Source organism: Actinomadura coerulea (assembly GCF_014208105.1).
GTDB lineage: Bacteria > Actinomycetota > Actinomycetes > Streptosporangiales > Streptosporangiaceae > Spirillospora > Spirillospora coerulea.
Window position 1 is genome coordinate 7,393,775 of the sequence record NZ_JACHMQ010000001.1, and the last position, 22,416, is coordinate 7,416,190.

Annotated in this window: 27 protein-coding genes; 26 read left to right on the forward strand and 1 reads right to left on the reverse strand. The window is 73.6% G+C overall.

Annotated elements, in window-relative coordinates; all coding sequences use genetic code 11:
- The first annotated feature begins 71 nt into the window (after positions 1 to 71).
- From BKA00_RS34390 to BKA00_RS34510, 26 genes are all read left to right on the forward strand, one after another.
- Positions 72 to 746 carry a DUF6084 family protein gene (locus tag BKA00_RS34390; RefSeq protein ID WP_185032173.1) on the forward strand — a complete coding sequence of 225 codons (675 nt, stop codon included), beginning with the start codon at positions 72 to 74 and terminating at the stop codon, positions 744 to 746.
- Entirely contained in the window at positions 734 to 1,726 is a 993-nt protein-coding gene (locus BKA00_RS34395) for a hypothetical protein (RefSeq protein ID WP_185032175.1), read from the forward strand. Before BKA00_RS34390 ends, BKA00_RS34395 begins: the two co-directional genes overlap by 13 nt.
- Positions 1,723 to 2,514 carry a hydrogenase maturation protease gene (locus tag BKA00_RS34400; RefSeq protein WP_230298896.1) on the forward strand — a complete coding sequence of 264 codons (792 nt, stop codon included), beginning with the start codon at positions 1,723 to 1,725 and terminating at the stop codon, positions 2,512 to 2,514. Before BKA00_RS34395 ends, BKA00_RS34400 begins: the two co-directional genes overlap by 4 nt.
- Positions 2,511 to 2,642 (forward strand): DUF6893 family small protein, encoded by a 132-nt coding sequence (locus BKA00_RS40170; RefSeq protein WP_268248220.1) that lies wholly within the window; start codon positions 2,511 to 2,513, stop codon positions 2,640 to 2,642. The genes BKA00_RS34400 and BKA00_RS40170 overlap by 4 nt, the downstream gene beginning before the upstream one ends.
- A 23-nt stretch (positions 2,643 to 2,665) precedes the next feature.
- Complete coding sequence (locus BKA00_RS34405; RefSeq protein WP_185032176.1) at positions 2,666 to 3,172, forward strand: DUF892 family protein; 507 nt, start codon at positions 2,666 to 2,668, stop codon at positions 3,170 to 3,172.
- Positions 3,169 to 3,765, forward strand: a complete 597-nt coding sequence (locus tag BKA00_RS34410) for a D-sedoheptulose-7-phosphate isomerase (protein ID WP_185032177.1) — start codon at positions 3,169 to 3,171, stop codon at positions 3,763 to 3,765. Before BKA00_RS34405 ends, BKA00_RS34410 begins: the two co-directional genes overlap by 4 nt.
- Positions 3,762 to 3,968, forward strand: coding sequence for a HypC/HybG/HupF family hydrogenase formation chaperone (locus tag BKA00_RS34415; RefSeq protein ID WP_185032179.1), 207 nt, complete (start codon positions 3,762 to 3,764; stop codon positions 3,966 to 3,968). Before BKA00_RS34410 ends, BKA00_RS34415 begins: the two co-directional genes overlap by 4 nt.
- Positions 3,969 to 3,973: 5 nt before the next feature.
- Positions 3,974 to 4,612, forward strand: coding sequence for a D-sedoheptulose-7-phosphate isomerase (locus BKA00_RS34420; protein WP_185035197.1), 639 nt, complete (start codon positions 3,974 to 3,976; stop codon positions 4,610 to 4,612).
- Positions 4,612 to 4,881 carry a HypC/HybG/HupF family hydrogenase formation chaperone gene (locus BKA00_RS34425; RefSeq protein WP_185032181.1) on the forward strand — a complete coding sequence of 90 codons (270 nt, stop codon included), beginning with the start codon at positions 4,612 to 4,614 and terminating at the stop codon, positions 4,879 to 4,881. The genes BKA00_RS34420 and BKA00_RS34425 overlap by 1 nt, the downstream gene beginning before the upstream one ends.
- The gene (gene hypD, locus BKA00_RS34430) at positions 4,881 to 6,041 is read left to right on the forward strand and encodes a hydrogenase formation protein HypD (RefSeq protein ID WP_185032183.1); all 1,161 of its coding nucleotides are present in this window, start codon (positions 4,881 to 4,883) and stop codon (positions 6,039 to 6,041) included. The genes BKA00_RS34425 and hypD overlap by 1 nt, the downstream gene beginning before the upstream one ends.
- Positions 6,038 to 7,105 carry a hydrogenase expression/formation protein HypE gene (hypE, locus tag BKA00_RS34435; RefSeq protein ID WP_185032185.1) on the forward strand — a complete coding sequence of 356 codons (1,068 nt, stop codon included), beginning with the start codon at positions 6,038 to 6,040 and terminating at the stop codon, positions 7,103 to 7,105. Before hypD ends, hypE begins: the two co-directional genes overlap by 4 nt.
- A 25-nt stretch (positions 7,106 to 7,130) precedes the next feature.
- Complete coding sequence (locus BKA00_RS34440; RefSeq protein ID WP_185032187.1) at positions 7,131 to 7,703, forward strand: GNAT family N-acetyltransferase; 573 nt, start codon at positions 7,131 to 7,133, stop codon at positions 7,701 to 7,703.
- A 237-nt stretch (positions 7,704 to 7,940) separates the two neighbouring features.
- Positions 7,941 to 8,945, forward strand: a complete 1,005-nt coding sequence (locus tag BKA00_RS34445) for a sulfotransferase family protein (RefSeq protein WP_185032189.1) — start codon at positions 7,941 to 7,943, stop codon at positions 8,943 to 8,945.
- Positions 8,946 to 9,409: 464 nt separating this feature from the next.
- On the forward strand, positions 9,410 to 9,667 hold the full coding sequence (locus BKA00_RS34450) for an acyl carrier protein (protein ID WP_268248221.1): 258 nt from the start codon (positions 9,410 to 9,412) through the stop codon (positions 9,665 to 9,667).
- Positions 9,667 to 10,311 (forward strand): SGNH/GDSL hydrolase family protein, encoded by a 645-nt coding sequence (locus BKA00_RS34455; RefSeq protein ID WP_185032193.1) that lies wholly within the window; start codon positions 9,667 to 9,669, stop codon positions 10,309 to 10,311. The genes BKA00_RS34450 and BKA00_RS34455 overlap by 1 nt, the downstream gene beginning before the upstream one ends.
- Before the next feature lie 34 nt (positions 10,312 to 10,345).
- A complete protein-coding gene (locus BKA00_RS40175) occupies positions 10,346 to 11,191 on the forward strand; it encodes an SGNH/GDSL hydrolase family protein (RefSeq protein ID WP_185032195.1) in 846 nt (281 codons plus the stop codon).
- A 29-nt stretch (positions 11,192 to 11,220) separates the two neighbouring features.
- Positions 11,221 to 11,673 (forward strand): nuclear transport factor 2-like protein, encoded by a 453-nt coding sequence (locus BKA00_RS34465; protein ID WP_185032198.1) that lies wholly within the window; start codon positions 11,221 to 11,223, stop codon positions 11,671 to 11,673.
- Positions 11,674 to 11,745: 72 nt separating this feature from the next.
- Positions 11,746 to 13,710, forward strand: a complete 1,965-nt coding sequence (locus BKA00_RS38435; protein WP_221493418.1) for an acyl-CoA dehydrogenase family protein — start codon at positions 11,746 to 11,748, stop codon at positions 13,708 to 13,710.
- Positions 13,711 to 13,715: 5 nt separating this feature from the next.
- Entirely contained in the window at positions 13,716 to 15,593 is a 1,878-nt protein-coding gene (locus BKA00_RS34475) for a fatty acyl-AMP ligase (RefSeq protein ID WP_185032200.1), read from the forward strand.
- Between the two features lie 76 nt (positions 15,594 to 15,669).
- Positions 15,670 to 16,251, forward strand: coding sequence for a PadR family transcriptional regulator (locus BKA00_RS34480; protein ID WP_185032202.1), 582 nt, complete (start codon positions 15,670 to 15,672; stop codon positions 16,249 to 16,251).
- A gap of 141 nt (positions 16,252 to 16,392) precedes the next feature.
- Positions 16,393 to 16,935, forward strand: coding sequence for an ATP-binding protein (locus tag BKA00_RS34485; protein ID WP_185032203.1), 543 nt, complete (start codon positions 16,393 to 16,395; stop codon positions 16,933 to 16,935).
- Between the two features lie 38 nt (positions 16,936 to 16,973).
- The gene (locus BKA00_RS34490) at positions 16,974 to 17,546 is read left to right on the forward strand and encodes a hypothetical protein (RefSeq protein ID WP_185032205.1); all 573 of its coding nucleotides are present in this window, start codon (positions 16,974 to 16,976) and stop codon (positions 17,544 to 17,546) included.
- An 80-nt stretch (positions 17,547 to 17,626) separates the two neighbouring features.
- Positions 17,627 to 20,395: a sensor histidine kinase gene (locus tag BKA00_RS34495; RefSeq protein WP_185032207.1), complete on the forward strand. Its 2,769-nt coding sequence runs from the start codon at positions 17,627 to 17,629 to the stop codon at positions 20,393 to 20,395.
- Positions 20,392 to 20,811 (forward strand): roadblock/LC7 domain-containing protein, encoded by a 420-nt coding sequence (locus BKA00_RS34500; RefSeq protein ID WP_185032209.1) that lies wholly within the window; start codon positions 20,392 to 20,394, stop codon positions 20,809 to 20,811. The genes BKA00_RS34495 and BKA00_RS34500 overlap by 4 nt, the downstream gene beginning before the upstream one ends.
- 6 nt (positions 20,812 to 20,817) lie before the next feature.
- Positions 20,818 to 21,261, forward strand: a complete 444-nt coding sequence (locus BKA00_RS34505) for a DUF742 domain-containing protein (RefSeq protein WP_185032211.1) — start codon at positions 20,818 to 20,820, stop codon at positions 21,259 to 21,261.
- Complete coding sequence (locus BKA00_RS34510; RefSeq protein WP_185032213.1) at positions 21,242 to 21,874, forward strand: GTP-binding protein; 633 nt, start codon at positions 21,242 to 21,244, stop codon at positions 21,872 to 21,874. The genes BKA00_RS34505 and BKA00_RS34510 overlap by 20 nt, the downstream gene beginning before the upstream one ends.
- Before the next feature lie 16 nt (positions 21,875 to 21,890).
- Here the strand turns inward: BKA00_RS34510 and BKA00_RS34515 are convergent, their stop codons facing one another.
- On the reverse strand, positions 21,891 to 22,403 hold the full coding sequence (locus tag BKA00_RS34515; protein ID WP_221493419.1) for a winged helix-turn-helix transcriptional regulator: 513 nt from the start codon (positions 22,401 to 22,403) through the stop codon (positions 21,891 to 21,893).
- Positions 22,404 to 22,416 lie beyond the last annotated feature (13 nt).

Genomic DNA, 22,416 nt, shown 5'->3' on the forward strand with positions numbered 1-22,416 from the left:
ACGGGGAGACACAGCATGAGCGCAGCGAACCGGGGGGTGTGGGGGGTCGTCCCCCCACAAGGAGACACAGCATGATGAATGGGACACCGGAGCTCGGGCTCGATCTGCTCGGTATCGAGCCGGAGAAGTTCGCGGCCACGCCGACGCTGAGCCTGCGGATCGGGCTGCGGCGGCTGGACGGCGGGCCCGTCCAGTGCGTCCTGCTGACCACGACGGTGACGATCGCGGCGGCGCGCCGGGGCTACGACGACGCGGAGCGCGACCGGCTCGCCGGGGTGTTCGGCCCGCCGGAGATGTGGGACCGGTCGCTGCGCGGCCTGACCTGGGCGCGCGTCGGCGCGACCGTGCCGACGTTCCGGGGCGGGACGGAGGCGGCGCTGTCCCTGCCGTGCGGGCACGACATGCAGGTCGCGGCCGACCGGTACCTGCACGCGCTCGGCGGCGGCGACGTCCCGCTCGACCTCGCCTTCAACGGCACGGTCTTCTACCCCGGCGAGGACGGCGCGCTGCGCACCGGGCAGATCCCGTGGCATCACGAGGCCACCGGGGACCTGCCCCTCCAGGTGTGGCGGGACCTGATGGGCCGCTACTACGGCACGGCCCGCTGGCTGCGGCTGGACGACGACTGCTTCGGCCGCCTGTCGGCCTACCGGGCGCGCCGCGCGCACTCCTCGTTCGACGACACGGTCGACGAGCTGCTGAGCCACGCCGAGAAGCGACGCGGGGAGGAAGAGTGGACCGCCTGAGGGCGATCGCGGACACCGTCCTCTACGAGGGGTACCTCCTCTGGCCGTACCGCCGGTCCGCGTTGAAGAACCGGCAGCGGTGGACGATCGGCGGCGTCTACCCGCGCGGCTACGCCGAGCGGAACAGTGACCGCTGGACGGTCCGCACCGAGTTCCTCCTCGAAGCCGGGCCCGGCACCGAGGTCGAGGTCACGCTCCGGTTCCTGCACGCGGTGCACCGCCAGGTGATGCACGGCGACACCCCCGTGGACGAGATCCGCATCGGGGACGAGATCCATACGACGTGGCAGGAGGCCCGCGAGCGCGAGCTCGCCGGCGGCCCGGTCGCGGTCGAGCGCCTCGTGGACGCTCCCGTCCGGGTCCCCGTCGAGGTGGCCGCGGGCGCCGAGGAGGAGCCCGTGGAGGGCAAGGCGCCGTGCGGGGGCGGCGGTGTGCGGTTCGTCCGGTCGTGGGGGCGGGTGGAGGGACGGGTCGAGGTCTCGGCCGTGCCCGCCGGGGACGGCGCGGTGCGGCTGCGCGTGGAGGTCGTCAACACCGGCGCCGCCGAGGAGCGCGAGGACGCCGTCCGCGCCGGGATGCTGTGCGCCCATGTCCTGGCGCGCACCGGCGGCGGCGCGTTCGTGTCGCTGACGGATCCGCCGGAGCGGCTCGCGGAGGCGGCCGCCGGGTGCGGCAAGGACGGGCTCTGGCCGGTCCTCGCGGGGGAGCCGGGCAGCCACGACACCGTCCTCGCGGCGCCGATCGTCCTCTACGACTGGCCGCAGGTGGCGCCGGAGAGCCCCGGCGACCTGTTCGACGGGACGGAGATCGACCAGCTGCTGATCCTCAGCGTGCTCAGCCTCACCGAGGACGAGCGGCGGGAGATGGCGGCGACCGACCCGAAGGCGCGGCGAGTCCTGGAGCGGTGCGGCGCGCTGTCGTCGGATGAGCTGCTGGCGCTGCACGGCACGCTGCGGGATCCGCGGAAGGACGTCTGGTGAACGGGGACGGCGTGGGCGGGCGGAGCGCGGGCACGGGCGGGCGGGAGGCGGCTCCGGGGAGCCGGGTCCGGCTGCGTCCCCGCGGGGGCGCGGACATCTTCGACCTGGCGCTCGTCGGCCGCACCGCCGTCGTCGAGCGCGTCGAGGAGGACATGGAGGGCGGGGTGCACCTGGTCGTCGCGCTGGACGACGACCCGGGCCGCGACCTCGGCCCCTACAACCAGCTCGGGCACCGCTTCTTCGTCCGGCCGGACGAGGTCGAGCCGCTGCCCGGGGAGGCGCCGTCCCGCACGGTCCTCGTCGCGGGGATCGGGAACGTCTTCCACGGCGACGACGGGTTCGGCGTGGAGGTCGTCCGGAGGCTGGCGGCCCGTTCGCTGCCGCCCGGCGTGGACGCGGTCGACTTCGGCATCCGCGGCATCGACCTGATGTACGCGCTCGGCGACGGGTACCGGGCCGCGGTCCTGGTCGACGCGGCCGAGCGCGGCCACGCGCCCGGCACCGTGTCGCTCGTCGAGCCGGGCCCGGACGACTTCGGCGGCGTCGCCGTCGACGCGCACGGCCTCGACCCCGCGCAGGTGCTGCGGCTGGCGCGCGACAACGGCCCGGTCCCGCCGCGCATCCTGCTCGTCGCGTGCGAGCCGTCGGCGCGGACCACGGACGCCACCTGGGAGATGAGGCTCAGCGCGCCGGTCGGCGCGGCGGTCGATGAGGCCGCCGCGCTGGTCGAGCGGCTGCTGGCGGAGGAATTCACGGAGGAACTCGCACAGGAGGGAGCGGGGGGATGAGGAAGGGAACCTGCGTCGGTTCGGTCGTCGTCCGGCTGATGCTCGGACTGGTCGCGGCCGGCGCGGTCGCGGTGCTCGTCAAGGAGATGCCGGCGCTGCGCCGGTACCTCAAAGCCGAGTCGATGTGATCGGGGACGCGGAGCGGACGCTCATGTCGACGATCGAGCGGCGGCTCGTCGGCCATCTGAAGGACGCGCACGCGCTCCAGGAGCACGCCGAGGCCGCGCTGAGCGAGATGCTCACCGCGGCGGCGGACGAGCCCGAGCTGTGCCGGCCGCTCGGCCACTACGCCGAGCGGTCGCGGGCGTACACGAGGGCGATCGAGGCGCGGCTGCACGCGCACGGGTCGTCGCCGAGCATCGCGCGCGACGCCGGGACGCTGCTCGCGTCGGTGCTGGAGGGCGGCATCGGCCACGGCCACCGCGATCCCGTCAGGCACATGCGGGACGCCTACGTCGCCGTCCACCTGCAGATCGCGGCGGGTGAGACGCTGCGGCGGCTCGCCGACCGCGCCGGGGACGGCGAGACGGCGGTGGTCGCGGCGGCGATGTGCGAGGACGCCCACGCGATCTCGCACGAGCTGTCGGACCGCTGGGACCTCGCGGTGGACATGTCGCTGCGCGCCCGGCAGGCCCCGCCCGCGGGGGACGGCCGGTGAGCGCCGCCGTGGCGGAGGTGTTCCGCCGCCGCGCGGAGCCGGGCGCCGCGCTCGCCGACGAGGCGGGCGCGATCGCCGCGGCCTGCCACGCGATGGCGGCGCGCTTCCACCGCGGGGGGCGCCTGCTCACCTTCGGGACCGGCGCCGCCGCGACCGACGCGCAGCACGTCGCGGTCGAGTTCGTGCACCCGGTGATCGTCGGCAAGCGGGCGCTGCCGGCCCTGTCGCTCACCGGCGACGTCGCGACGCTGACCGGCGTCTCCGCCGGGGCGGGGTTCGACGACGCGTTCGCCCACCAGGTCCGCTGCTTCGGCGGCTCGGACGACATCGCGTTCGGGGTCTCGCCGGACGGCCGCTGCGGCAGCGTGCTGCGCGCCATGGAGTGCGCCCGCGACCGCGGCATGCTGACGGTCGCGCTGGCGGGCGGGGACGGGGGAGCGCTCGCCGGGGCGGTCGACCACCTGGTCACCGTGCCGTCCGGCGACCCGCGCGTCGTGAAGGAGGTGCACGTCACCGCCTACCACGTGCTGTGGGAGCTGGTGCACGTGTTCCTGGAGCAGCCGGGCGTGCTCGGCCAGGAGGTGACGGCGTGACCGAATGCACGGGAGATCACTGCGTGACCTGCGCGGACGAGGCCGTCCCGGTGGTCGTCGCGCGGCTCCTCGCGGGCGGCCTCGCGGACGTGGACGTCGGCGGCGGGCGGCTCGAACGGGTCAGCGTGGCGCTGGTGGACGCCGAGGTCGGCGACACCGTGCTCGTCCACGCCAAGGAGGCGATCGGGGTCGTGACGACGTGACCGAGATGCTCTATCCCTTCCTGTACGCGGGCGGCTCGGGGCTGGACACCCTGCTGGAGGACGTGCGCCGCTCGACGCGGGAGAAGGTCGAGGACATCGTCCGGCTCCGCGAGGCCGTCCTGGAGCAGTACGCCGAGGATCTCGCGGCGTGCGCCGCGCGGATGGCGGGCGCGTTCCGCTCCGGCGGCCGGCTCTTCACGTTCGGCAACGGGGGCAGCTCGACGGACGCGCAGGACGTCGCCGCGCTCTTCCTCAATCCGGGCGGGTCCGCGCGGCCGCTGCCGGCGCTCGCGCTGACGACCGACGTCGCCGTGGTGACCGCGCTGTCCAACGACGTCGGGTTCGAGGTGGTGTTCGCGCGGCAGCTCGCCGCGTTCGGGCGTCCGGGCGACATCGCGCTGGCGCTGTCCACCAGCGGGAACTCCGACAACCTGATCGCCGCGCTGCGGGAGGCGGCGCGGCGCGGGATGACGGTGGTCGGGCTCGCCGGATACACCGGGGGGCAGATGGCGGAGACGCCCGGCCTGCACCACCTGTTCACCGTCCCGTCGTCGTCGGTGCACCGCGTCCAGGAGGCGCAGACGACGATCTACCACGCGCTCTGGGAACTGACGCAGCTCGAACTGGCGGGGGAGGCCTTCTGATGTGCCTGGCGATACCGGGCGAGATCGTGGAGATCATGCCGGACCGCCCGGTGGCGACGGTGGACGTGACCGGCGTCCGGCGGGCGGTGAACACCGCCCTGCTCGACGGGGAGCGGCTCGCCGCCGGCGACTGGGTGCTCATCCATGTCGGGTTCGCCATGTCCAAGATCGACGAGGACGAGGCGAGGGCGACGCTGGCGCTGCTGGAGGGCCTCGGCGAGGCCTACGACGACGAGATCGACGCGCTGCGGGAATCGAGGATCGACTGATGCGCTTCGTCGACGAGTACCGGGACGCGGAGCGGGCGCGGGTCCTCGCGGCCTCGATCGCCGCGCTGTGCGAGCCCGGGCGGCACTACAAGCTCATGGAGGTGTGCGGAGGCCACACGCACACCATCTACAAGCACGGCCTGGAGGACTACCTGCCGGAGAGCGTCTCGCTGGTGCACGGGCCGGGCTGCCCGGTGTGCGTGATCCCGATGGGGCGGGTGGACGACGCGATCCACATCGCGTCGCAGCCGGACGTCATCATGACGTCGTTCGGGGACATGATGCGGGTGCCGGGCGGAAGGGGGTCCTTCCTGGACGCCAAGGCCGCCGGCGCGGACGTCCGGATGGTGTACTCGCCGCTGGACGCGCTGAGGATCGCCGAGCGGAACCCGTCGCGGCGCGTGGTGTTCATGGGGATCGGGTTCGAGACGACCGCGCCGTCCACCGCCATGACGGTGCTGCGGGCGGCCGCGGCGGGGGTCGAGAACTTCTCGGTGTTCTGCAACCACGTGACGATCCTTCCGGCGATCAAGGCGATCCTCGACTCGCCGGACCTGCGCCTGGACGGCTTCCTCGGCCCGGGCCACGTGTCCACCGTGATCGGCTGCCGGCCCTACTCGTTCATCACCGGCGACTACGGGAAACCGCTGGTCGTCGCCGGGTTCGAGCCGCTGGACATCCTGCAGTCGGTGCACATGCTGCTGGCCCAGCTCGCCGGCGGCCGCTCGGAGGTCGAGAACCAGTACGGCCGGGTCGTCCCGTGGGACGGCAACCCGCGGGCGCTGGAGGCGATCGCCCAGGTCATGGAGCCGCGGCCGTACTTCGAGTGGCGCGGCCTCGGCTTCATCTCGCACTCCGCGCTCCGGATGAAGGAGGAGTACGCCGCCTTCGACGCCGAGCGCGTCTTCGAGATCCCCGGCGGGCGGGTCGCCGATCCGAAGGCCTGCCAGTGCGGCGAGGTGCTCAAGGGCGTCCTGAAGCCGTGGGAGTGCAAGGTCTTCGGGACGGCCTGCACTCCGGAGACGCCGATCGGGACGTGCATGGTCTCGTCCGAGGGAGCCTGCGCCGCGTACTACAACTTCGGCCGCTTCACCCGCGAGCGGATCGGCGGGGCGGGGCAAGCGGGGGAGCCCGCCGAGGCCAGGGAGGCCGTGCGATGACCGTCCGCGAGGAGCAGGTACTGGAACGCATCGAGCGCGCGCGGAGCCGCAGGCCCCGGCTCCGCGAGGACAGGATCACGCTCGCGCACGGGGCCGGCGGCAAGGCCAGCCGCACGCTGGTCGAGGCGGTGTTCCGGGAGGCGTTCGCCAACCCGCTCCTGGACCGGATGGACGACTCGGCGCGCTTCATGGTGAACGGCGCGGACCTCGCCTTCACCACCGACTGCCATGTCGTGTCGCCGCTGTTCTTCCCCGGCGGCGACATCGGCGACCTGGCCGTCAACGGGACGGTCAACGACCTCGCCGTCTGCGGCGCGAGGCCGCTGCACCTGTCGGCGGGGTTCATCCTCGAAGAGGGGTTCCCCGTCGCCGACCTGCGGCGTATCACCGAGTCGATGCGGCGCGCGGCGGACGCGGCGGGTGTCGACATCGTCACCGGCGACACCAAGGTCGTCGAGCGCGGCAAGGCCGACGGCTGCTTCGTCACGACGGCGGGCGTGGGGGTCGTGCGGTCCCGGCTCGCGGGGGAGATCCGCCCCGGCGACGCCGTGCTGGTGACGGGGCCGATCGGCGAGCACGGCGTCACGATCATGCTGGCGCGCGGCGAGCTGGAGCTGGAGGCCGACGTCGTCTCGGACACCGCGCCGCTGACCTGCCTGCTCGCCGACCTGGCCGACGCGTGCCCGGGCGGCCTGCGCCGGATGCGGGACGCGACCCGGGGCGGCGTGGCGACCGTCCTCAACGAGCTGGCCTCGGACGCGGGGACGGCCGTGGTGGTGGAGGAGGACGCGATCCCCGTCCGCCCCGCCGTCCGGGGCGCCTGCGAGCTGCTCGGGATCGACCCGATGTACGTCGCGTGCGAGGGCCGCGCCGTGGTCGTGGTCGCCCCCGAGTGCGAGCCGGCCGCGCTGGCGGCGCTGCGCGCCCACCCGCTGGGCGAGGAGGCCGCCGCCATCGGCCGCGTGACCGACGACCCGTCCGGTCTCGTGCTGCTGAAGACGGCCTTCGGCGGCACCCGCATCGTCGACCTCCTGGTCGGGGACCCGCTACCGCGCATCTGCTGACCCGCCCCGCGTCTAGCATCGTGCCGTGACCGTCATCGACAGCACCGCTTACCGGTACCGAGCCGCCGTCCCCGGGGACGCCGAGGCCATCAAGGCCCTGGACGGCTCCTTCACCACCGGCACGATCTTCCAGGTGACCGCCGTCGATGACGGGTTCGCGCTGCGGGAGATCACCGTGGACCCGCCCCTGACCAAGGCGTTTCCGGAGGACGCGTACGACGGGGACGGGGACGGGGACGGGGACGGGGACGACGGAGATCACCGCACCTTCGTCGCGCTCGGAGCCGCCGGCGATCTGGCCGGGTTCGTCGCCGTCTCCTATGCCGGCTGGAACCGCAGGCTGACCATCGAGGACATCGAGGTCGCCCCGGAGCACCGGGGCCGGGGGGTCGGCCGCGCGCTGGTGGGGCACGCGGTGGAGTTCGCCCGCGAACGGGGCGCCGGGCACCTCTGGCTGGAGGTCACCAACATCAACGCGCCGGCGATCCACGCGTACCGGCGGATGGGCTTCGCCTTCTGCGGGCTGGACACGGCCCTCTACGACGGCACCCCCGCCGCGGGCGAGCAGGCGCTCTACATGAGCATGCCCTGTCCCTGAGCCGGCGGCGGGCGGCGCCGCGCGGGCATTCGCCGAACTCGACGCCGGAAACGCCGCCGGCGGAAAAGGGCGGAGCGGCGGCGGACGCGGAGCCGTGACCCACTCGGGAAGCGCGCGGCCGGGTCGGCGGCGCATATCTCGCCGTCCTATGCGCGCCCGAGGAATCCGCGCCTTGAGCATGAGATCTGTTGAAGTTCGTTTGGGCTTCGCTCCCGGGGGCGCGGGTAGTCGCTGGCCATGACGGGGGAGTCGTGCCGACCGATTTTCGTCCTCGGGTGCCCGCGCTCGGGGACGACGCTGCTCCAGCAGATGCTGCACTCGCACCGGCACATCGCGTTCCCCTCCGAGACGCGGTTCGTGCATGTCTCCTACGACATCCGGCACCGGTTCGGGGACCTGGAGCGGCCGGAGAACCGGCGCGCGCTGGCCGAATGGATCACCGGCGGAGAGGGCACCAAGTTCGGGGCGCTGCGGCTGGACGCCGCCGCCGTGGCCGAGGAGATCGTGCAGGGGCCGCCGACGCTCGGGTCGGCGCTCGCCGCCGTGTTCCGCGCCTACGCGCGCCGGCACGGAAAGCGGCGCTGGGGGGACAAGCGGCCGAGCTACTTCCGCCGGGTGCCGATGCTCCGGCGGATGTTCCCCGACGCCCAGTTCGTCCATCTCGTCCGGGACGGCCGGGACGCGGTGAGCTCCCTGACGCGGATGCCGTGGTTCGACGGCGACATCCACGCCGCCGCGCTGACGTGGCGGGAGGCGGTCGACACGGGCGCCCGCCTCCGGGCCCGCCTCGGGCCGGACACGTTCTACGAGTTCCGCTACGAGGACCTGGTCGCCGACCCCGAGGACGCCCTGACGAGGCTGTGCGCGTTCCTCGGCGAGGAGTACGACCCCGCCATGACGACGGCGTACCGGCACGCGCGGAGGACGGTACCGTCCGCGCGCAAGTGGCACCTGGGCACGCACGAGGCCGTCAACGCCCGCAGCGTCGGCGCGTGGCGCGACCGCCTGGAGGCGGGGGAGGCGGACCTCGTCCAGTACGTGCTCGCCTCCCGGCTGCGCCGCCACGGCTACGCGATCACGGAGGGGGCGCGTCCGGCGGCGGCGCCGCTCGTCAGATTCCACCGCCTCGCGGCGCACCGCTGGCGGGCGCGGCACGCGCAGGCCCTCCGTGACCGGCTCGCGCGGGGACGCGAGCCCAACCCCGTCGTCTCGTGGCTGAACGGTCCAGTAAGTATGTCCTGACAGACTGAGGGCGGGGACTGAAGGGATAGGTGTCCCTTGCCTTCAGGTAAGGCGACCTCGGCCGGGCCACACGGGACCCCGCCGAAGGGTTGTCCGAAACTCTCCTGGAACGCGCCCGGTTCTCGGCCGGGGCCGGGGGGTGCCGGGACGAGGCTGACTAGGGAACAGCGCAGGTAGCGTGCCGCCGGGAGTCGTGCGGGGGAGAGCGGGACGGTGGGACGTGCGGGGCGGCGGGTCCGCGACCGCCTGCGCTGGGCCCTTATCGGAAGTGGTTACCGGCAAGTAACTTATCGCCGTTTTTACCGTACCACTGACTGGGTTTACAGGACGGGGACACCTCCGTGTCCGATCGTTCACACCCGGATCGAGACACGCCAACCATTTGGCTGTATCTTGCGTGTTGCTCGTCTTCCGTTACCAATCACGATTGTTTTGATGATCCTCTGACATAAGGAGGAGCGGCGGTGGCCCGATCGGAAATAATTTCCCACGACGAGCTGCAATCGTGGCTTCTTGACAAGATCGCCTTCTACCTCGACAGGCCTGTGGAAAACATCGATCCCGGGGTCGAACTCGCCCGTTACGGGGTCGACTCGGTGTACGCGATCAGCATCATCAGCGACATCGAGGACCACCTGCAGGTGGAGGTCGACGTGACCGAGGCGCGGCGCCGGGAGACCGTGGCCGACCTCACCGACTACCTGCTCGACCTCGTCGCGTGATGGCCGGCCGGCCCCCCGAGGTCGGCGGCGCCGACGCCGCCGGGCCCGCCATGGTGGTGCTCGGCGACAGCGTGGCCGAGGGCCAGGACGATCCGGATCCGGCCGGCGGGTGGCTCGGCTGGGCCGGGCGGCTGGCCCTTCACCTGGGGATTTCCCGCGAGGAGATGCTCAACGCATCCGACCCGGGCGCGACGGTCGAGGACGTGGTGCGCGACCAGCTGCCCGCCGTGCGGGGGCTGGCGCCGCGGCTGGTCGTGCTCGGCTGCGGCATGAACGACGCGCTGCGCGGCTTCGAGCGGGAGGCCGCGGCGCGCCGGCTGGCGGAGCTGTTCGGCTGGGGCCGCGGGCGCGGCGCGGTCGTCCTCGCCATCCCGGTGCCGCGGCCGCCGCTGCTGGACATCACCCCGATCTCGCAGTTCCGTAAGAAACGCACGGTGCAGCGCATTCACGATTTCAACGCCGAGCTCGACCGGGTGTCGCGCGAGTTCGGAATGGCGTTTCCAGAGCGAGAAACGGTGGCGATGGTCGCCGATCCCGCGATGTGGAGTGCCGACGGAATCCACCTGAATCCGGACGGGCACGCCTATGTCGCGAAGGTGATGGCGCAGATTGCGGCGAGCCTGCTCGGTGAGCGGGTGAAATGAGTCCCGGGGGCCGATCCAGCAGTCTGGGAGACTGATGAAAAGAGCACATTCCGTCGCCCGCGCGATCCGTTCGCCGATGCCGCTGCTCCTCGCTCCCGTACTGGCGGTGCAGGCGTGGCGGACGGTGCGGCGGACACCGCGGCTGGACCCGGCGACCGGGGACGAGCAGGGCTTCGTCGCCGGCGCCGACCCCGGGCGGGGCCCGGCCCTGCGGGTCATGGTGATCGGCGAGTCCACCGCCGTGGGCGTCGGCGCGTCCCGGCACGCCGAGGCGCTGCCCGGCTTCCTGGCGGAGGAGCTCGGCGAGCGGCTGCGGCGCAGCGTGGCGTGGTCGGTCTCCGGCCGGAACGGCGCGACGGCCCGGCGCATCATCGGCGGGCTCGTCCCGCCCGCGAACGGCTCCGCGCCGAACGTGGTGGTCGTCACCACGGGCATCAACGACCTGATCAGGCGGCGTCCCCTGCGCCGGTGGGCGGCGGACGTGACCGAGCTCGTCGCCCTCCTGCGCGGCCGGTTCCCGGAGGCGACCGTGCTCGTCGCCGGGATGCCGCCGGTGCACCGGTTCCCCGCCCTGCCGCGGCCGCTGCGCTCGGTCCTCGGCGCGCGGGCGCGCGCCATGGACCGGATCACGCGGGACGCGGCCGCGGCGGGCGGCGCCGTCCACGCTCCCATGGACGAGGCCATGGCCCGCGACCGGCGGCTCTTCGCGGCCGACGGCTTCCACCCGTCGGCCGCGGGCTACCGGGCCTGGGCGCGCGACCTCGCCCGCGTCGCCGTCGCCGCCGCTCCCGCTCCCGCCCCCGGGCCCGCCCCCGGACCCGGCGACCCGCCGCAGGACACGCCCCCCGCCGGGGCCGTCCCGCCGAGGACGGCCGACTGACCACACGGCAAGCGAAAGGGAGCAGCCGGATGACGGTTCCCGGAACGTTCCGTTCGGCGGTGGAGTCCAAGGACCTCGCCGCGATCACCGCTGCGCTGGACCCCGGCATCGAGTTCCGCAGCCCGGTGATGGTGAAGCCCTACCTGGGGCGCGACGCCGTCGCCGCCCTGCTCGGCGTCCTGCTGGACGTCTTCGAGGACTTCCACTACACCGACGAGCTGGTGGGCGTCCCCTCGGACGGGACGAACGGCGCGGGCCCGCCGGCGCAGGCGCTCGTCTTCAGCGCCAAGGTGCTGGGCAAGGACCTCCAGGGGCTGGACCTGCTCAGGTTCGGCGAGACCGGGCTGGTCACGGGCCTGACCGTCATGGTGCGCCCGCTGCCCGCGGCGATGACGCTCGCCCGGGTGGTCGGCAGGCGCATGGAGGATCCGACCGGCGCCGACAACGCGGGGGGCCCGTCCGGCGACACCGCGCAGCCATAGGGAGCCGACCCGCACAGGAGTCGCGGCCCGCGAACCGGAAGGCGCGACCCACACTAGGGAGTCGAAGGAAAAATGGATAGCAAGGTCCCCGCACACCCCGCCCGGCCCGCTCACTCCGCCCCCGGGGCCCGCGCGGAGAGCCCCGCCCATCCCGCGCATTCCGTCCACCCGGGCCAGTCCGAGAACCCCTCGTCAGAAAACCCCTCATCCGAGAACCCCTCGTCCGGGAGCCTCGCGACCGAGCAGTCCGCTTCGGGGGGTCCCGCGCCGGGACCGCACCCGCGCGAGAGGCTGGCCCCGGCGCACCGGATCGCCGCCGACCTGGACGGCTACCTCGGCGACCCGATGGACGACGAGGCCGGGCCGTTCTCCTACAAGGCCATCGTGGAGGCGGAGGAGCGCGACGAGATCCCCCCGGGCGCGGTGGACGCCGTCCGTGCGTGGGGCTTCCCGAAGTACCTGGTGCCGAGCGGGCTCGGCGGGCGCCTGACGACGCTGGAGGAGCTGTTCTTCGTCACCCGCGGCATCTCGCGCCGCAGCGTCACCGTCGCGGTCATGTACGGGTCCGGGTTGCTGGCGGTCAACCCGGTGTGGCTGTGGGGCGACGCGTGGCAGCGCAGGACGGTGGCGGACGGGGTGCTGCGCGGCGACCTGGCCTGCTTCGGCGTCTCCGAGGCCGACCACGGCAGCGACGTGATGGCGTCGGAGTCGGAGGCCGACATCCAGGGGGACGAACTTGTGCTCACCGGGGTGAAGTGGCCGGTCGGCAACGCCACCCGCGGGCGGTTCGTCACCACCTATGCGAAGACCGGCCCCCGCGACTTCTCCCTCATCCTGGTCGACAAGCGGGAGCTCGACCCGGCGGCCTGGTCGACGCTGCCCCCCGTCCGGACGGTCGGGCTGCGCGGCCACGACCTGTCCGGCGTCGCGTTCTCCGGGGCGCGGCTGCCCGCCGAGCGGGTGATCGGGCGGCGCGGCTCCGGGCTCGTCCAGACGCTGAAGACCCTGCAGATCACCCGGACCGCGATCGCGGCGCTGTCGGTGGGGACGATGGACGCGGTGGTGCGCATCGGGATGGAGTACGCGCGCCAGCGCACCCTGTACGGCTCGGACATCTACCGGATCCCGGTGATCCGCGACCATCTGGTCAAGGCGCATCTGGACCTGCTGATCGCCGAGTGCGTGGCGATCCCGGTGGCGCGCTGCCTGACGGTCGCGCCCGGGCGGCTCAGCCTGTGGTCCTCGATCGTGAAGTACTTCGTGCCGGTCCTCGGCGAGGAGGTCGTGGCCAGCATCGGGACGGTGCTCGCCGCGCGCGGCTACCTGCGCGAGGGCGTGGCGCACGGGGTGTTCCAGAAGCTGCAGCGCGACCACGCGATCGCGAGCATCTTCGAGGGCACCACGCACGTGAACCTCGCCAACGTCGCGGGCCAGCTGCCCTTCCTGGTCGACCCGCCGGCGGAGACGGGCCGCGAGGACGAGCTGCTCGCCGACCTGTTCGGCTGGACGCGGACGCCGCCCGCCTGGGAACCCGACGGCCGCCTGCTCCAACTCACCAACGAGGGCCGCGACGAGATCGGCCAGCGGTTCGAGGAGATCTCCGAGGAGGTGCTGGCGGCGGCGAACGCGCACGCCGCGCCCGGCGTCGCGGCCGAGCTGAAGGACCTGCTGTCGGCCATCGGCGCCCTGCGCGCCAGGATCGAGGAGGGCATCCGCGCGAACGAGGGCGACACCTCCTCCGTGGCGGCGCTGACGCGGGCCAAGCGGTACTGCGAGCTGCACGCGATGACCTCGTGCATGCTCACCTGGCTGCACAACCGGCGGGTGTTCGGCGGGGCGTTCGAGGACGGCCAGTGGCTCGTCCTGTGCCTGCAGCGGCTGCTCCAGCGGGCGCAGCCCGACACCGTCCTGTCCGAGGACTTCCTCCCGCCGCTGGAGGACGCGATGTTCGGCGGCACGGGCGAGCGGCGCTGGTTCTCCCTGCTCTCCCTGTCCGCGCTCCCGCCCTCCCTGCTCATCTCACCCGAGGACGGGTGACACCCATGGCCGGGCCACCGGAGACGGCGAGAGATTTCGTGTCGCTCGTCCGGGAGAACATCCGGACGCACGGCGACACCCGCTCCTTCACCTTCATCAGCGAGGAACCGGGGCGCAGGTACAAGGAGAACGTGCTCGGCTTCGCCGACCTGGACCGCCGGGCCCGCGCGCTCGGCTGCCGCCTGGAGGCGCGCGGCCTGCGGGACCGGGCCGTCCTGCTGCTCTATCCGGAGGGGCTGGAGTTCCTGGCGGCCTTCCTCGGCTGCCTGTACGCGCGCGTCATCGCCGTCCCGGCCCCGCTCCCCGACCTGGACGCGGGCCGCTTCGGCCGGACCCGCCGGATCATCGAGGACGCCGACGTCGCGCTGATCCTCACCGACACCGCCCACCGCGACACCCTCGACGCGTGGCTGTCGGCCGCCGGGCTGAAGGGGCGCGTGCACTGCCTGGACACCCAGGCGGGCAAGGACACCGACGCCGGCGACTGGTCCCCGCCGCGGTCCGGCCCGGACACCGTCGCCTTCCTCCAGTACACCTCGGGGTCGACCAGCGAGCCGAAGGGCGTCATGGTCACCCACGGCAACCTGGTGGCCAACGGCGAGGAGATCAAGCGCCGCATCGAGGGGTCGCCCGCCACGGTCGGCGTCGGCTGGGTGCCGCACTACCACGACATGGGCCTGGTCGGTCAGTTCCTCCAGCCGCTCTACCTCGGCTGCCGGTACGTGTTCACCTCGCCGATCACGTTCATCAAGCGCCCCGTGCTGTGGCTGGAGCTGATCACCCGGTACCGGGGGACGATCACCGTGGCGCCCAACTTCGGGTACGAGCTGGTGCTGCGGCGCGTCACCGACCGGCAGCTGGAGGGCCTGGACCTGTCGTCGCTGACCGTCGTGAAGAACGGCGCAGAGCCCGTCCGGGCCGCGACGCTGGAGGCGGTGGCCGAGCGGTTGGCCCCGGTCGGCTTCCGGCCCTCGATGTGGATGCCGTGCTACGGGATGGCCGAGACGACCCTGCTCATCACCGGCGCGCCTCTCGGCGGGGGCCCGGTCGTCCGCGACTTCGACGCCGGGGCCCTCGCGCGGAACGAGGCCGTCCCCGCGGACGAGCCGGGCCTCACGGGCGGGGACCCCGCCGCCGGGGGCGCCAGGCGGCTCGTCAGCAGCGGCCGTCCCGTCACCCTGGACGTCCGCGTCGTCGACCCCGAGACGCGCGCGGAGCGGCCGGAGCGGCGCGTGGGGGAGATCTGGGTGCGCGGGGGCAGCGTCGCCCGCGGCTACTGGGGGAGCCCCGAGCAGACCGAGGCGACCTTCCGCGCCCGCACGTCCGCCGGCGAGGGCCCGTTCCTGCGGACGGGCGATCTCGGCTTCACCGCCGACGGCGAGCTCTACGTCACCGGGCGGATCAAGGACCTGATCATCGTCAACGGCCGCAACATCCACGCGCACGACATCGAGGAGGTGGCACGCGCATCCCACCCGGCCGCCCTGCTCGGCGCCGCCTTCGCGATCGACGCCGCCATCGACCCCGACCTCGGCCCGGCGCCGCCGGGCGGCCGGCCCGGCGGGGGCGGCGCGCTCGACGCGAGCCGGGAGCAGGTCGTCATCGTCCAGGAGATCAGCACCCGCGCCGCCGCCGGGACGCCCCTGGAGGAGGTGGCCTCCGCCGTCAGGACGCGGGTCGCCCGGACGTTCGAGCTGCCCGCCGTCAGCGTCGTGCTGGCCGCGCGGGGCTCGGTCAGGCGGACGACCAGCGGGAAGATGCAGCGCCGGCTGACCCGCGAGGCGTTCCTGACGGGAAAGATCACCGAACTCGCGGCCGATCTCGAACCGGGCGTCGCCGGCCTCCGGAGGGCGCCCGCACCGATCGACGCTGACCAATCCTAGTCAACATGATGACTAATCATGTCGTTGTCTGCTAACGTCGGGCATCACCCTGAGTCAAGGCGGGGGGAGAAGGCCGATGGCGCTACGTCACGCGGTGCTGGCGGCGCTGCTCGACGGCGAGTACAGCGGCTACCAGCTGGCAAAGATCTTCGATTTGTCGGTCTCCAACTTCTGGCATGCCGTGCCGCAGCAGCTCTACTCGGAGCTGTCGAGGTTGGAGACGGAAGGTCTGATCAGCGGGCGGCAGATCATCCAGCACGATCGTCCCAACAAGCGCGTGTACACCGTCACCCAGGCCGGCGTCGACGAACTCGAACGGTTCGCCGTGACCCCCGCCAAGCCAGGGATCATCCGCGAGAACCTGCTCGTCATGGTGCAGGCCGTGGACCACATCTGCGCCGACTCCGTCATCGCGCAGCTGGAGGACCGGGCGGTGGCCTCGGCGGCCAAGGTCGAGGTCTTCGAACGCACCCTCAAGCACCTGCGCGGCGACCTGGACGAGGAGTCCTTCCTGCGCACGGGGTCCCCTCTCGGGCCCTACCTCACGTGCCTGCGCGGACGCCGCTTCGAGCAGGAGAACTACGCGTGGTTCACCAGCACCGCCCGGCTGCTGCGGGCCCGGGCGGGCACAGAGTCCGAGGGGAGCGGCCCGCCATGAGGCCGCCGCGAGCCTCGCACGCCGTGCCACCGCCTGCCCGGACGGCGGCGGCACCGGCACAGACCCCCCACGCCCACCTCAGCCTCGCACCCCGGCAGGGCTGGAACAGGGCGGCACGCCTTAGTCAAGGAGGCGTTCATCATGATGTCGGGCGACCACCACACCATCGAACTCCCTAGCACCCCACTCCCGAGCCATCTGACCACCACCGCGACGCCGGTCGCGCCGCCGAACGGCACGGCGCCGAACGGGCCGCGGGGCCTGGACGAGCCGCCGGTGGTCCTGCTGGGCGAGCTGACGCTGCCCGCCGAGCGCGCGTCCGTGCCGGCGGCGCGGCGCTTCAGCAGGTCCGTCAGCACCGCGTCCGGCGTCGGGCACATCGCCGACGACGCCGAGGTCCTGGTGTCCGAACTGGTCACCAACGCCGTCCGGCACGCGCCGGCCGCCGGAGGCGCGCTGTGCCTGCGGCTCCTGCGCGCCGGGGCCCGGCTCCGCATCGAGGTGCACGACCAGAGCGCCGCCGTCCCGACGGCGCGGCCGGTCGACCTCATGGAGGAGACGGGGCGCGGCTGGTTCCTCGTCGCGGTGATGGCCGACCGGCACGGCACCGAGCACACCGCCTCCGGCAAGGCGGTCTGGTGCGAGGTGCGCGCCTGGCCGCGGGACGAGCACCCCGGCCACTGAGCGTCTCCCGCGCACCCGGTACGGCGATGGGAGATGCCATGCCTGCTGACGCCATGCCCGCCGACAGGCGGCCCGCCGATGAGCGGCCCACCGGCACGTGGGCCGCCGATGGGCGGCCCGCCGACCCGAGGGCTTCCGAGCGGCGGTCCGCCGACCTGCGGCCCGCAGACCGGTGGCCGATCGACCTGAGGCCCGCCGACCCGGGGCCCGGCGACCGCCGGCCCGCGGGGGAGCCCGCCGGCCTGCGGCCCGCCGACCCCCGCCGTCCCCCCGGCTACTACCGGGAGGACGGGCGCCGCGCCACGGCCGAGGAGGCCCAGCGGCTGCTGCTCGACGTGCGGGAACGCCTGCTCGCGCAGGACGTCATCCGCGTCGGCGCCGTCGTCGTGGTCGTCTCGACCTGGTTCACCGTGATCGACCTCGGCATCGCGGCGAACGGAAGGCCGCTGCTGTGGCAGACGATCGCGTCCGACCACGCGATGCACGCCGACATCGGGCAGTACACCGCGCGGGACAAGGCCCTGCGCGGGCACGCCCAGGCCGTCGCCATGATCACCGATCGGCTGCGCGGGCTGGTCGCCCGCGCGGCCCTGGACGAGGCCGGCCCCTGACCCCGCACCCCTGACACACGGGCCGCCCGGCCCCCGCGCCGGCAGGCGCGGCCCGCCCCCGGCTAGAGGTAGTGATCTCGATGTCCCGCACGACACCCCGCGACGACGCGTCCGGCGGAAGGCCCCGGCGCCGGCGTCCCATCCGGCTGCGGATCACGGCGCTGCTGCTGGTCCCGCTGGTGTCCCTCATCACCCTGTGGGCGTTCGCCGCGAACATCACGCTCGGCGACGCGTTCGACAAGTATGACTTCTCCACGACGTACGAGAAGGTGGGCCTTCCCGGCATCTACCTGGTGAACCAGCTCCAGGCGGAGCGTTCGCTCAGCGTCGTCGCGCTCAGCACGCGCGACCAGGCCGACCGGCAGAAGCTGGGCGGGCAGCGCGCCCGGGTGAGCGCCGTGGACAAGGCGTTCCGCTCGACGGCCCTGTCGCCCGAGGCGAGGGACGCGGCCCGGCCGGAGACCAAGCGGCGGCTCGCCGAGGCGGTGAAGGCGCTGGACCGGCTGCCGCAGCTGCGCGCCAGAGTCGACTCGGGCCGGGTCCAGCCGCTGGAGGTCATCAACTCCTACAGCGTCCTGCTCGACCAGGTCATCAAGGTCTTCGACGGCCTGGTGACCGTCAACGACGTCGCCATCTTCACCCAGGGCCGGGCTCTGATCGGCATCGGCAACGCCCGCGCCTACATGCTGCGGGAGGACTCGCTCGTCACCGCGGCGATGGCGCGCAACGGGCGGCTCACGCCCGCCGAGCACACCGCGTTCGTCCAGTGGGCCGCGGAGGGGCGGCGCGAGTTCGAGGCCGGGCTCGCCGACCTCAACGAGCAGATCCGCGGGCCCCTCGGCAGGCTCGCCGCGTCCGCGGAGTACCAGCGGTACCGGGCGGCCGAGGACGCGATCGTCGGCGCGCGCGGCGACCGGCTGCCGCCCGAGGCCGCGGACTGGCAGGCCACCACGCAGCTGCTGTCGCAGGCGTGGGCGCAGAAGGTCACCGAGGCGAGCCTCGCGCTCAACGAGATGGCCAAGCCGATCGGTGAGCGGATCATCATGCGGCTCGTCCTGGCGGGCGGGTTCGGGCTCCTCGCGGTGATCGCCTCGATCGTGCTGTCGCTGCTGGCCGCGCGCAGCCTGTCGCGGGAGTTGCGGGGGCTGCAGCGCGCCGCGCTGAAGCTCGCCGAGGACCGGCTGCCCGGCGTCGTCGCCCGGCTGCGGCGCGGCGAGGAGGTGGACGTGGACGCCGAGGCGCCGCCGCTCGTCATCGGCAGGTCCCGGGAGGTCGCGCGGGTCGGCGACGCCTTCACCAAGGTGCAGCACACCGCGATCGAGACCGCCGTGCGGGAGTCCTACCTGCGGCAGGGCATCAGCCGCGTGTTCCTCAACGTCGCGTGGCGCAGCCAGTCGCTGCTGCACCGCCAGCTGCGGATGCTGGACGAGATGGAGCGCGACGCCTCCGACCCCAAGGTGCTGGAGGACCTGTTCCGCCTCGACCACCTCACCACCCGCATGCGCCGCCACGCCGAGGGCCTGGTCATCCTGTCCGGGACGTCCCCCGGGCGGGGCTGGAGCCGGCCGGTGCACGTCGAGGACGTGCTGCGCGCCGCGGTCGCCGAGGTCGAGGACTACACCCGGGTCGAGATCGTCGTGGTGTCCGGGCAGGCCGCGGTGATCGGCGAGGCCGTCGCCGACATCATCCACCTGCTCGCCGAGCTGATCGAGAACGCCACGGTGTTCTCGCCCGCGCCCACCGAGGTGCTCGTCCGCGGCGAGATGGGCGCCAACGGGTTCGCCGTCGACATCATCGACCGCGGCATCGGGCTCGACCAGTCCGAGCTGGACGCGCTGAACCTGCGGCTGTCGCGGCCGCCCGAGTTCGACCTGGCCGTCACCGACCGGCTCGGCCTGTTCGTCGTCGGCCGGCTCGCCGGCCGGCACGGCATCAGGGTCGCGCTGCAGCCGTCCCTGTACGGGGGCGTCAGCGCCGTCGTGCTGATCCCGCGCCGGCTGATCGTGGACGTCGACCAGCCCGAGGACGAGGACGGCGCCGTCCAGGCCGGTCCCGCCCAGCAGCGGGGCGCGGCGGCGGCGAACGGGTCGATGCGCGCGTGGCCCACGCCTCCGGCGCCGTCGTCCACCGCGACGCTCAACGCGCCGGTGTACGACATCGCCCCCGCCCAGGACGCGGCGTCGACCGACACGGCGCCCAACCGGGCAGTGCCCGACAGCGCGGTGCCCCCGTGTCCAGTGCCTCCGAATTCAGTGCCCGGCGGCGCGCCGCCGGAGACGCCGGTGTCCCTCCCCCGATGGACGAGCGAGGAGAAGCCGGACCAGAACGCGGCGGTGGGGTTCGACGACGGTGACCAGACCCCGACGTCGTTCGGCACCCCACCGCCGCACGGTCCGCCGCCGACCGGCGCCGCGCGTCCGTTCCAGGCCGCGGGTCCCCGCGCGCCCTCCTACGGCGGAGGTTCCTACGGCGGAGCCGCCGGCCAGTACGGGGCGCCCGCGTCGTTCGGCGAGACGTCGTTCGGCGAGACGTCGTTCGGCGGGGCGCGGTTCGGGGACGCGCAGACGACCGGCGGCGGGCGGGCCCCGCTGCCGCGCCGGGTGCGCGGCGGGAGCCTGGCGCCGCAGCTGCGCGACGCCGGCGCCTACGAGGACACCGGCTCCCGCGAGGAGACCGGTCCGTACGGACAAGAGCCCGCGGCCACCGGCGACGCCGTCGCCGCCTGGGAGGAACGGTCGGCGGAGGCGTCCCGCGACCTGTTCGCGTCGCTGCAGGCGGGCTGGCTGCGCGGCCGGGACGAGGACGAGGCGCCCGAAGGACCCGCGGACGGCATGGAGGGAAGATCATGACCTATCAGGGAGCGGCCGCCGAGCTGAACTTCCTCCTCGACGACCTGGTGGACCGGGTCCCGCAGATCCGGAAGGTGGTCGTGCTGTCCCGGGACGGGCTCGTGATGGGCATGTCGCGGGGCGTCGGGCGCGAGGACTCCGAGTACCTCGCGGCCCTCGCCGCCGGGTTCCACAGCCTCGCCGTCGGGGCGCGTCCGCAACTGGACTCCGGCGAGATCCGGCAGACGCTCGTCGAGATGGACAAGGGCCTGTTCTTCGTCGTCCCGGCCGGGGCCAACAGCTGCCTCGCGCTGCTCAGCGAGGTCGGCGCCAACGCGGGCCTCGTCGCCTACGAGATGACGATGCTGGTCAAGCGGGTCGGCAGGCAGCTGTCCACCGGACTCAGGCAGGGCGCGCCCGGGCCCGGACACCGGTGACCCGCCATGGACCCCAGTGAAGGGCCCGGTGCTCCCCGGGGTCCCGGCAGGGAACGGTGGCTCGACGCGGCCGCCGGGCCGATCGTCCGCCCCTACGCGGTGACGCGCGGCCGCACCCGGCCGAGCGGCGAGCCGCTCGACATCGTGGCGATCCTCGTCGCGACCGGGCGGCCGCCGCCCGAACCCGGCCGGCTCTCGCGCCAGCAGCGCGGGCTGCTGGCGCTGTGCCGGCGCCCGCACGCCCTCGCCGACCTCGCCTCGGACCTGAACCTGCCCTTCGGCGTGATCCGGGTGCTGGCCGGCGACCTGCTCGACTCCGGCCTCCTGGAAGTCCAGCGATGGTCCCCGGCGCCGTCGCCGTCCGGGCCTTTCGGCCCGGCGACCGCGCTCCAGCCGCACAACGACCCGAACCTGCTCAGGAGGGTGCTCGATGAACTCCGCGCGCTCTGACGCCCCGCCCCCCGCCACCGCGGAACCGGACGAGCCCGACGACCGGGCGGACGGTCCGCGCGTCGCGCTGAAGATCCTCGTCGCCGGAGGGTTCGGCGTCGGGAAGACGACCCTGGTCGGCGCGGTCAGCGAGATCCGCCCGCTGCGCACCGAGGAGGCGCTGACCGACGTGAGCGTCGGCGTCGACGACCTCGACGGCGTGGCCGCCAAGACCACCACGACCGTCGCGATGGACTTCGGCCGCATCACGCTGCGCGACGGCGTCGCCATCTACCTGTTCGGGACGCCCGGCCAGGAGCGGTTCTGGTTCATGTGGAACGAGTTGTCGCGCGGCGCGCTCGGCGCGGTCGTGCTCGCCGACACGCGGCGGCTCATGGCGAGCTTCGCCTCGATCGACTACTTCGAGCGCAAGGGCACGCCGTTCGTCGTCGCCGTCAACTGCTTCGACGACGCCGACCGCTACGAGGCGCCCGAGATCCGGACGGCCCTGGACATCGACCCCCACGTCCCCGTGCTGCTGTGCGACGCCCGCCGGGCCGTGTCGGCGAAGCAGGTGCTCGTCTCGCTGGTCGAGCACGCGCTGCGGCTCGCGGGCGGCACCCGGCAGGCGTAGCCGCCGCGGCCGCCCGTCAGCCCCCGGATCCGCCGTCGCCCTGCTCGTCGTCGGCCGCGCCCGGCGGGCCCATGACGATCTCGTCCACCGCGACGTCGTGGCCGTCCGCGCACCTGACCTGCGCCGTCACGCGCTCGCCGCAGCGGGCGTGCGTCAGCATGACCTGGCGCCCCTCCTCGTGGGGGAGGTAGGTCTCGCCCCATTCCATGAGGCTGACGAGGGTGGGCGCGAGGTCCAGGCCCATCTTCGTCAGGTGGTACTCGTACCGCGTGCGCTGCCCGGGCTCCTGGTAGGGCTCCCTGGTGAGCAGGCCCGCGTCGACGAGGTGGCGCAGCCGGGCGGTGACGGCCGACTCGGTCATGCCGAGGTTGCGCACGAAGTCGCCGAAACGGTTCGTCCCGAAGAAGGCCTCGCTGAGCACCAGCACAGCCGACGGCGGGCCGAGCGCGGCGAGCGTCCTCGCGACCGGGCAGTTCTGCATCGACCAGGCGTCGCGGTCGGCGAAATGCCCTTCCAGTGAGATTGTCACCCTTCCACTATAA